Annotated in this window: 7 protein-coding genes; 2 read left to right on the forward strand and 5 right to left on the reverse strand. The window is 72.4% G+C overall.

Annotated elements, in window-relative coordinates:
- Window positions 1–15: 15 nt before the first annotated feature.
- Genes WBA97_RS21950 through WBA97_RS21965 form a run of 4 tightly spaced genes read right to left on the reverse strand, consistent with a single transcriptional unit; the run spans window position 16 to window position 4,608 of the window.
- On the reverse strand, window positions 16–1,707 hold the full coding sequence (locus WBA97_RS21950) for a class I adenylate-forming enzyme family protein (protein ID WP_424232766.1): 1,692 nt from the start codon (window positions 1,705–1,707) through the stop codon (window positions 16–18).
- Window positions 1,704–3,038: a flavin monoamine oxidase family protein gene (locus tag WBA97_RS21955; RefSeq protein WP_424232767.1), complete on the reverse strand. Its 1,335-nt coding sequence runs from the start codon at window positions 3,036–3,038 to the stop codon at window positions 1,704–1,706. The genes WBA97_RS21950 and WBA97_RS21955 overlap by 4 nt, the downstream gene beginning before the upstream one ends.
- Window positions 3,035–3,259, reverse strand: a complete 225-nt coding sequence (locus tag WBA97_RS21960; RefSeq protein WP_424232768.1) for an acyl carrier protein — start codon at window positions 3,257–3,259, stop codon at window positions 3,035–3,037. The genes WBA97_RS21955 and WBA97_RS21960 overlap by 4 nt, the downstream gene beginning before the upstream one ends.
- A complete protein-coding gene (locus WBA97_RS21965; protein ID WP_424232769.1) occupies window positions 3,256–4,608 on the reverse strand; it encodes an amino acid adenylation domain-containing protein in 1,353 nt (450 codons plus the stop codon). Before WBA97_RS21965 ends, WBA97_RS21960 begins: the two co-directional genes overlap by 4 nt.
- A gap of 99 nt (window positions 4,609–4,707) precedes the next feature.
- Here WBA97_RS21965 and WBA97_RS21970 point away from each other — a divergent pair, with 99 nt between their 5' ends.
- Entirely contained in the window at window positions 4,708–5,178 is a 471-nt protein-coding gene (locus WBA97_RS21970; RefSeq protein ID WP_424232770.1) for an NUDIX domain-containing protein, read from the forward strand.
- 34 nt (window positions 5,179–5,212) lie between these two features.
- On the opposite strand, the gene WBA97_RS21975 is transcribed toward WBA97_RS21970, so the two are convergent.
- On the reverse strand, window positions 5,213–5,506 hold the full coding sequence (locus WBA97_RS21975; RefSeq protein ID WP_424232771.1) for a hypothetical protein: 294 nt from the start codon (window positions 5,504–5,506) through the stop codon (window positions 5,213–5,215).
- 203 nt (window positions 5,507–5,709) lie between these two features.
- Between WBA97_RS21975 and WBA97_RS21980 the strand changes: the two genes are divergently transcribed.
- On the forward strand, window positions 5,710–7,839 hold the full coding sequence (locus WBA97_RS21980) for a DUF2339 domain-containing protein (RefSeq protein WP_424232772.1): 2,130 nt from the start codon (window positions 5,710–5,712) through the stop codon (window positions 7,837–7,839).
- Window positions 7,840–7,865: the final 26 nt, after the last annotated feature.

Raw genomic sequence — 7,865 nt, forward strand, 5'->3', positions numbered from 1 at the left:
GCCGTCTCGCTCGTGTCAGGCGAACATACCCGTGTGCCTGGTCCTCAGCTCACGCTTGAGCACCTTGCCGGTCGGGCCGAGCGGAAAGTCCTCGGCCGCCCGCGCGATCCGCACCGCCGCGAGCTGCGCCAACCCGGTCTCGGCCAGCTCCTTGTTCGCCCGCTCGAGGATTGCCTCCTCGGTCCACGACGCCGCGTCCTCCTGCAGCCGCACCACCGCGACCGGCACCAGCGCGGCCCCGCCCGGCACGCCGATCACCGAGCAGTCCTGCACGATCTCGTCGCAGTCGGCGAGCAGCACCTCCTCGATCGGCAGGCTGTACACCGGGCCCGCGGCGGTGTCGATCACGTCGACCGTGCGGTCGAGGTGGTAGAAGCTGCCCTCGGCGTCTCGGCTGGCGACGTCACCGGTCAGCCAGAAACCGTTGAGCTCGAACGACCTGGTCAGCCGCTCGTTGTTCCAGTAGCCCGGGGTCCGCGACGGCGTCTTCACCCCGAGCAGCCCGACGGTCCCGTCCGGCACCTCGTTGCCGTCGTCGTCGAGCACCGCGGCCTGGTGCACCACCTCGAGCGGTTTGCCGACGCACCGGTCGGCTCGCGCCGACTCCGGTGTCGTGACCTGCCCGAACAGCGCCATGCCCATCTCGGAGCTGCCCAGCCCGTCGATGAACTGCGAACCCGCCAACGCCCCGTCGGCGGCCGCGTCCGATGGCAGCAGCCACGGCTTGATCAGGCCGGCGGGCCGCTCACCCAGCCGCACCAGCTTGCGGATGTGGCCGTGGTGCGCGGAGTCGCCCGTGTTGAACCACGAGTGCACCTTCGCGGCACCGGCCGTCGGCGGCTCACCGGTCGCCAGCTCCACGAACGTGCGCGGGAACGACGCGACCATCGTCGGCTGGAACGCCTCCATCACCGGCTCCACCCCGGCACGGCGCCAGTCCGCCATCACGACCACCGGCAGTCCAAGCAGGATCGCCGTGAGGAAGTAGCTCAGCCCACCCGCGTGTGTGTGCGGCATCAGCGACATCAGCTTGTCGTAGGGCTCCGAGGGGAACCGGACCATGCGCGGCTGCTTGCCGTCCCAGAACTGCCGGTGCGCCAGCATCGTCGACTTCGGCGTGCCCGTGGTGCCCGACGAGTGGATCAGCGCGACCACGTCGTCGGCCTGGTGCCGGTACGGGTACTCGGCAGGCAGCTCTACACCGGACACGTCGCCTGCCTCCACCTCCGCGGCCAGCGCGACGAACCTCGGGCGCCGCGCGAGACCCGACCGGTACGCGGACGCGAGGCGGGTGGTGTCGTCGGCGATGACGCCGACGACGCCGACGTGGTCGAGGTAGCGGACCATCACGTCCGGCCGCATCGCGTCGTTGACCAGCGTCGGGACCGCGCCGAGCGAGTTGAGCGCGAGGAAGTGCAGCAGCGGCGGCAGGCCCTCGGCGATGACGACCGCGACCGGCTCACCGGGCCGGACCCCGTTGGCCCAGTACCACTTCGCGTACCGCTCACGGATCGCCGCGAGGTCGACGAGGCTGTGCCCGCGCAGCACGACCTCGCCGCGGTGGTCGCGGTTGTGGCTGAACACGAACGGCACGTCCCGGTTCGGGTTCGCGGCCAGCGCGTAGTCCAGGAAGTTGCCCGCACCCAGGTCGGGCTCGGTCATGAACTTCTCCCGTACCGCAAGGGGAGCGATCGAGGTCTGACTCATCGGAGGGTGCTCCATTCGTTCGTGACTTCCGCGATGATCTCGGTGGCGGCCCGGTGCCCCGAACGGATCGCGCCTTCCATGAGCCCGAAGAACTCGGTGCTCGTCTCGGTGCCCGCCCAGTGGATCCGGCCGTGCGGGGTGGTGAGGTGCTGCCCGAGCCGCTGCCAGTCCCCCGGCCCGAACAACGCGGCGTAGCAGCCCTTGCTGTACGGCTCACTGGTCCAGTCGGTGACGTGCACGGCGACCGGCTCTGGCAGCATCGGGAAGATCCGCCCCGCCTGTGCGACGGCTTCCTCCCGCTGCTCCGCCTCGGTGAGCGCGCCGTACCGGTGCGCCTCCGCACCGGTGACGAACCCGGTCAGCACCCCGGCGCCACCCCAGGCCGGCGAGTCGTCCACAGTGGACAACAGTGGCCCTTCTGCGTTGACCGACCAGCCGGACAGCCCGTGGTCGCGCCAGATCGGCTGCGGGTAGACGAGGTTGACCTTCACCGTGCAGCCACGCCCGGTGTCGTCCCCGGCCCGCCGGTGCGGCAGCCCCGGGATGTCGATGCGGTCGGCGAGCAGCGGCGGCACCGCCACCACGACGGCGTCGGCCCGGTGCCCGTCCTGTCCGGTGTGGACGGTGACACCGGCGTGGTCGCTCACCACGCCGAGCACCTCGGTGCCCAGCCGCACGTCCAGGCCCGCTGCGAGCTGTTCGCACAGCTGGTGCGCGCCGCCGTCGACACGGTCCTGCTGCGCACCGCCCTCGAACGCGTTGAGGTAGCGGGTGCCGCCGCCGGACCGGAGATAGAACGCGACGTGCAGCATCGACACCGAAGCGGGGTCGGCCGCCATCATCTCGCCGAGGAACAGCGGGAAGAACAGCCGCGCGTCGGGGTGCCGCAGGTGCTCACTGGCCCACACCTGCGCCGTCAGCGTGTCGAGCCGGGCCGCGTCCGGGGTCTGCCACGGGGCCACCGGGTCGACGGCCGCGGTCAGCTCGTCGAGCAGGTCGAACATCTCGCCGAGCGCGACCGCGGACAGCGGCGGGAACCGCCCGTGCCGGGTCTCCCCGTCCTTCCCCAGCAGAAAGCGGCTGTCGCCGGTCATCGTGGTCGGGGTGGTCTTGAGCCCCAGCCGCGTGATCTGCTCGTGCAGCGCGGTGTGCCGGTCACCCAGGTAGGCGGCGCCCGCGTCGACCCACCGGCCCGGCGCGACCTCGACGCCGTGCGTCCGCCCGCCCACCCGGTCGCGGGCTTCGAACACCGTGACGTCCGCGCCGTGCGCCACCAGGTCCTCGGCGGCGGTCAGCCCCGCGAGCCCGGCACCCACGATCAGGACCTTCACGGCGACACGCTCGCGATCCTCTTCGCCAGCGCGTCCGGGGTCGGCGCGGCCACGAAGTCGTCGAACGTCAGCTCGACCCCGTGGGTGCGGGCGACCGCGCTCAGCACCCGCGTGGCGAGCAGCGAGTCGCCGCCGAGCGCGAAGAAGTCCGAGTCCCCGTTGATGGCGGCATCGACGCCACCGGTCTCCAGCACACGGCGGAAGATGTCCTGCACACTCATCGCTTTCCTTCCATGACAAGGGATCCGGCCGCGTGTGTGCCGGCCCGGTCGACCTTCCCGCTCGCCGTGCGCACCAGCTCCGGCACGACCGTGAGCCTGCTGGGCACGAGGTGGCCCGGTACCCGCGTGCGCAGCTCGGTGAGGATCGACGCGGGCTCGACATCGCCGTCCCGCACGACGACGTACGCGGCGAGGGACGTGTGGTTCGCGGTCCGCACCCCGGCCACCGCCGCCTCGACGACATCGGGGTGCCGCACCAGGTGCGCCTCGACCTCGGCCGGGTCGACGCGGATGCCGCGGATCTTGACCTCGCCGTCGAGCCTGCCCTCGTGCACGAGCATCCCGTCGGGGCGGCGGCTGACCCGGTCACCGGTGCGGAACACCCGCGTGCCCGCCCGCTCGGTGAACCGCTCCCCGGTCTTGTCCGGCAGGCCGAGGTAGCCGATGGCGAGCGCCGGGCCGCCGATCAGCAGCTCCCCGTCGTCGACGTACTCGACGACATGCGGCAGCGGATACCCGATCGGCACCCTCTCGTACGGCATGGCCAGCTCGCACGCGTGCGTGATCAGCGTGGTCTCGGTGCAGCCGTACGTGTTGAGCAGCCGTGCCTCCGTACCGAGCACAAGCCAGTCGGCGAGGCGCTCCGGCCGGACGGCCTCACCGCCGGTGATCACCAGGCGCACGCAGGCGGGCAGGTCCTCGGCACCCTCGGTGAGGTGGTGCACCAGCTCGTGCCAGAACGCGGTCGGCAGGTCCAGGACCGTGACCTGTTCACGCTCGACCACACGCAGGAACCGCGCGAACGAGCCGGTGTGCGCGTCGGCGTCGAGCACCAGCGTCGCGCCCGAGGTGAGCGCGGGCAGAATCTCCTCGAAACAGGTGTCCCAGTTCAGCGACGCGAACTGCAGGACCCGGTCGGCGGACGTGATGCCGAACAGGTCGCGGAGCGCGGCGGTGACGGTCGCGATCGCCCGCACCGGCGTCGCCACGGGTTTCGGCGCTCCGGTGGACCCCGACGTGAACAGCACGTACGCGGGCACCGGACCGTCGGGCACGCGGTCGCACACGGCCCGCATCGCGGCAAGGCGCTCGGCCGGGAACGCCGGGTCGAGCGGGCAGTAGGCACCACCCGCGAGCCACACCCCGAGCAGGGTGGCGATCGTGTCCGGGGTCCTGGTCGCTGGCACGCCGACGATGCCAGGCCGGTCCCCGAGCGCCGCCGCGACCGCCCGTGCCCGCGCGCGCAGCTCCCCGTAGGTGATCGACTGGCCGTCATGCACCAGCGCAGGCCGGTCGGGCGCCCGCGCGGCCACGGCCAAGAACTCGTCGACTGGACTCGGTTCCCGCATGGTCGCCGAGTCTCACGGCGCCGCCTGCAATTTCACTGCGAATCGACTGCGAATCGCATGTCCGGGCCCGCCGCCTGGACGGGACACTAGGCTGCCGACATGCCCAAGACCAGCGCCGCGCTCCTCCTGTACCGCCGTGGCACGGACGGGCTCGAGGTGCTGATCGCGCACATGGGCGGCCCGTTCTGGGCCCGCAAGGACGCGGGCGCGTGGTCCATCCCCAAGGGCGAGTACACCGACGGCGAGGAGCCCCTGGCCGCCGCGCGCCGCGAGTTCGCCGAGGAGATGGGGTCACCGCCGCCCGGCGGTGAGCCGGTCCCGCTCGGCACCGTGAAGCAGTCCGGCGGCAAGACCGTCACGACGTTCGCCGTCCATGGCGACTTCGACCTCGACGGATTCGCCAGCAACACGTTCGAGCTGGAATGGCCACGTGGCTCCGGGCGTGTGCAGGAGTTCCCCGAGGTCGACCGCGCCGCGTGGGTGTCCGTCGCCGTCGCGCGGGAGAAGCTGGTCAAGGGGCAGGTGCCGGTGCTGGACGCCCTGGCAGAACACCTCGGAAGCGACACGTGAAGCATCCGGCACGGGCGGGGTGAGACCGGCCGGGCTACGACCTCAGCCAGTGGGAACGCTGCGGCTCCGGCGCCGGCACCGGCTCGGTCGCGTGACAGCCCGACACCGCGTACCGGCGCACCCCGGCGACCACGAGCGGATCGAGGTCCAGCGCCCGCTCCAGCTCGGCACGGGAGGTCGCCGCGAAGATCGTCAGGTTGTCCTCGGGCACCCGGCCCGGCAGCACCCAACCGCGTTCCCGCTGGTCAAGGCACCACAGCAGGTGTTCATCGATCAGGCCGCGGTTGGCAGGGGCGTCCCACCGGAAGTCACCCCGGTTATGGCCCAACGCGACGTATAACCGCTCCGGATCTTCGGGACTCACACCATAGATAGTGCACCACCCGGTGGCGGGCCTGCCGGGACCTCCGGGATTACTCCAGTCCAGTGCGAGCCACCAGGGGGTGACCGATGGCCGGGTGATCGCATCGTGACGTCGGGCTGAGTAGTCGTACGGATTCGGCGGCGGCCCGCTGTTGCTGTACTGGGTACATGGCTGACCAGATATCGGCGTCGCTCCCCCGATTGGCAGACGCGCTGCTGGAAGTAGGCACCCGGCTGGGTGAGATCGGCGCGGAGCTCCACGCCCTGCGATCGGTACCACCGGAGGTGGCCGCCGACCACGTCGGCACGCCGGGTGCGAGCGGCTTCGCCGCATCTACTCCCGGCGCCGGGACGAACCCGGCCGCCACCGGCCAAGGCGCCGCGGCAAACACGCCGTCGGCGACCGGGACCGACGCGCCCACCTCGACAGCGCCAGCTTCCCCCGCACCCGGCTCCACGACGTCCGGGCCAACCACGGCCACCCCCACGCCCTCCGGACACAGCCCCACGGCAACCGGGCCCACCCCGGCCTATCCCGGGCACTCCGCGCCCCACCCAGCGGCCTCCGGGCCCCCGACACCCCGGTACGCAGCATCCGGATACGCGCCGCCCGGATACGCCGCACCCGGGTATGCCGCGTTCGGACCTGCCCCGTCCTGGCACGCCGCGCCCGGCTCGTTCCGGTCGGGCCCCGGTGCTCCGCCGCCACCTCAGGCCCAGTGGCGGCCGCCGGAGCCGCCAGGACCGACGCTCTGGGAGCGCCTCAGCCGGGACGGCGCGGGGAGCCGCATCCTCGCCTGGGCGGGTGGCGTGGTCACCCTCGCGGGCGTGGTGCTCCTCCTGGTCCTCGCGATCCAGCGCGGCTACCTCGGGCCGGTCCCCCGCGTGCTCCTCGGCGCGGGCCTTGGTCTCGCGCTCGCCGGGATCGGCGCCTGGCTGCACCGCAGCCCGACCGCCCGCACCGGCGCCTACGCGCTCGCCGCGACCGGCATCGCCGTGCTGTACCTCGACGTCGTCGCCGCCACCTCGCTCTACCACTTCCTGCCCGTCTGGGGTGGGCTGGTCGCCGGGCTGGCGGTCACCGCGGGCGGGGTCGCCGTCGCGGGCCGGTGGGGTTCGCAACTGCTCGCCGTGTTCGTCGTCGTGTGCTGTGCCGTGTCCGCGCCCGTGATCACCGGCGGGTTCGACACGTTGCTGCTGAGTTTCCTGCTCGTGCTGCTGGTTGGCACGACACCGGTACAGCTCGCCAAGCGGTGGGGCGGGCTCCTGCTCGCCGCGGGGCTGCCGCCGGTCGTCGCGTGTGTGATCAACATCGGGCTCGCGAACGCGCTGGGCGGCGACGCGGCGATCACGGCCGTGCTCGCCGGCGTCACCAGCGGTGTCGTCATCCTCCTCGCGACGGCCACCGCCCTGCGCAGGCACGGTGACGACTTCGCGCTCGTCATGCTGTTCGTCGGACCGGTGCCCGGGATGCTCGCCGCGCTGCTGTTCCCCCGCCTCGGCGCGGCGATCCTGCCCGCCGCGGTCGGCACGCTCCTTCTCGGTGTCTGGGTGCTGGGCCTGCGCACGTCCCTGCCCCGCGTGTTCGCACAGTCGGCCGGTGGCATGGGCGCGCTCGCGTTCCTCCAGGCCACCGCCACCGCCTTCGACGGGGACGCACGCGCCATCGCGTTCCTCGCCGAGGCACTGATCATCGCGGTGCTCGCCGTGCGCATCCGGCTCGCCGTCGCGCTGGTACCCGCCGCCGTGTTCGGGTTCATCGGGCTCGTCCTCGCGCTGGCCTACTCCGCACGGCCCGACATGGTCACCCAGCCGCCGAGGTGGCCGCTCGGCACAAGCCAGATAGTCGCGCTGGGACTGACCGGGATCGTGCTCGCCGCGACCGCGATCGTCCTGTGCTGGGCCGCTTTCCGGCTCGAGGTGCTCGCCAGGGAGGAGTACGCGCCGCACGGCTGGATCTCCGCCGGGGTACTCGCGCTGTACGGCTCCACCGCGGCGCTGCTCGCCGTCGGCCTGCTGATCTCCCCCGACCGCAACGGGTTCCTGCTCGGGCACGTGCTCGTCACAGTGTCGTGGACCGTCAGCGCGCTGGTCCTGCTGCTGCGTGGCATCGACTCGGTGCCGATGCGCGTCGCGGGCCTGTCGCTGGTGGTCGCGGCGCTGGCCAAGCTCGTCCTCTTCGATCTGTCCTCTTTGGATGGCATGGCCAGGGTGGCGGCGTTCCTCGTCGCCGGCCTGGTGCTGCTCGCGGCGGGCGCGCGGTACGCCAAGCTCGTGGCGGCCCGCGCCCGGCCGTAAACCCGGCAGGTGCGGGGTCGCTCGGC

Origin of the sequence: Actinophytocola sp., assembly GCF_049647105.1 — a bacterium.
Taxonomy (GTDB): Bacteria; Actinomycetota; Actinomycetes; order Mycobacteriales; family Pseudonocardiaceae; genus Actinophytocola.